Below are 1,171 nucleotides of genomic sequence, written 5' to 3'. Positions count from 1 at the left end.
TGAGCTGCTACCCGTTCCTGGACCACTTGGCTGGGCGTCATCCAGCATCTGCCGGCAGCGGCGGGCCATGTGCCGCTGACCGGTTTACCAGAGATATCGGCGTTTTGTTGCCAATCGCGCTATGCGGTCTCACCTCGTTGTAGTCTCTGCGCCAAGCCTCGCATTTTCGTACCGCGTCGTCGAGGCTCATGAACCAGTGCTGGTTCAGGCACTCCGCTCGGAACTTGCCGTTGAAGGACTCGATGAACGCATTGTCCGTCGGCTTGCCCGGTCGGCTGAAGTCCAGCGTGACACCGCGAGTGTACGCCCACAGATCCAGGTCGCGCGAGATGAACTCGCTGCCCTGGTCAACGCGGATCGACACCGGATATCCCATCTCGCCGCACACCCGTTCAAGCACCTCTACGACGTCCGGCGCCCGGAAGCTGAACCGCGGCACCGCCGCCGGCGAGAACCGGCTGAAGGTGTCTACCACCGTCAGGATACGCAGCTTCGGCCCCGTCGCGAGCTGGTCATGGACGAAGTCCATGGCCCACACCTCATTCGAACAAGATGCCGCGCAGCGGCCTTCTCTCAGCTTCGCCTTCACCCGACGCTTCGGCGGTTTGTGCCGCAGTTGCAGCCCCAACTCCTTGTAAAGCCGATAGACACGTTTTGCGTTCACGTCCCAGCCATCGCGCCGGAGCAGCACGTGGATACGGCGATAGCCATATCGTACCCGCGTCTCGGCGATCTCCTTCATCCGCTTCTTCAGGTCGGCCTGATCTGCGCGGCACCCACGATAGTGGTAGCTCGACCGCTCCGCCCGGAGCACCCCGCAGGCCCGCCTGATGCTGACCTGCCAGGTGCTGCGAACATCGTCGACGAGCTGCCGGCGCCGGTCAGGCCTCAGAGCTTTCGCGAGACGACATCCTGTAACATCGCCTTGTCGAGGCTCAGGTCAGCGACCAACCGCTTCAGCTTGGCATTCTCTTCCTCAAGCTGGCGCAGCCGCCGCATCTCCGACGGCATCAGCCCTGCATACTTCTTGCGCCAGGCGTAGAACGTCGCTTCGCTGATCCCGGTTTTGCGGCACACCTCGCCAACACTCGTGCCGTCCTCGGCCTGCTTCAGCACGAAGGCGATCTGCGCCTCCGAAAACTTCGACCTCTTCATCGCTCGCTCCGCTTCC

General features: G+C 62.9%; 1 protein-coding gene. It reads right to left on the bottom strand.

What is annotated here, in order from left to right; genetic code table 11:
- Window positions 1-37: 37 nt before the first annotated feature.
- A protein-coding gene (locus ACTHQV_RS19250) for an IS3 family transposase (protein ID WP_440492327.1) occupies window positions 38-1,155 on the bottom strand; the annotation gives its coding sequence in 2 pieces (ribosomal slippage) (window positions 38-903 and window positions 903-1,155; 1,119 coding nt in all).
- Window positions 1,156-1,171: the final 16 nt, after the last annotated feature.

It is taken from the genome of Sphingomonas sp. SAFR-052 (assembly GCF_051965015.1).
Lineage (GTDB): Bacteria > Pseudomonadota > Alphaproteobacteria > Sphingomonadales > Sphingomonadaceae > Sphingomonas.
Note: the sequence above shows the minus strand (reverse complement) of the source record. Positions and strands in the feature narration are given on the sequence as shown.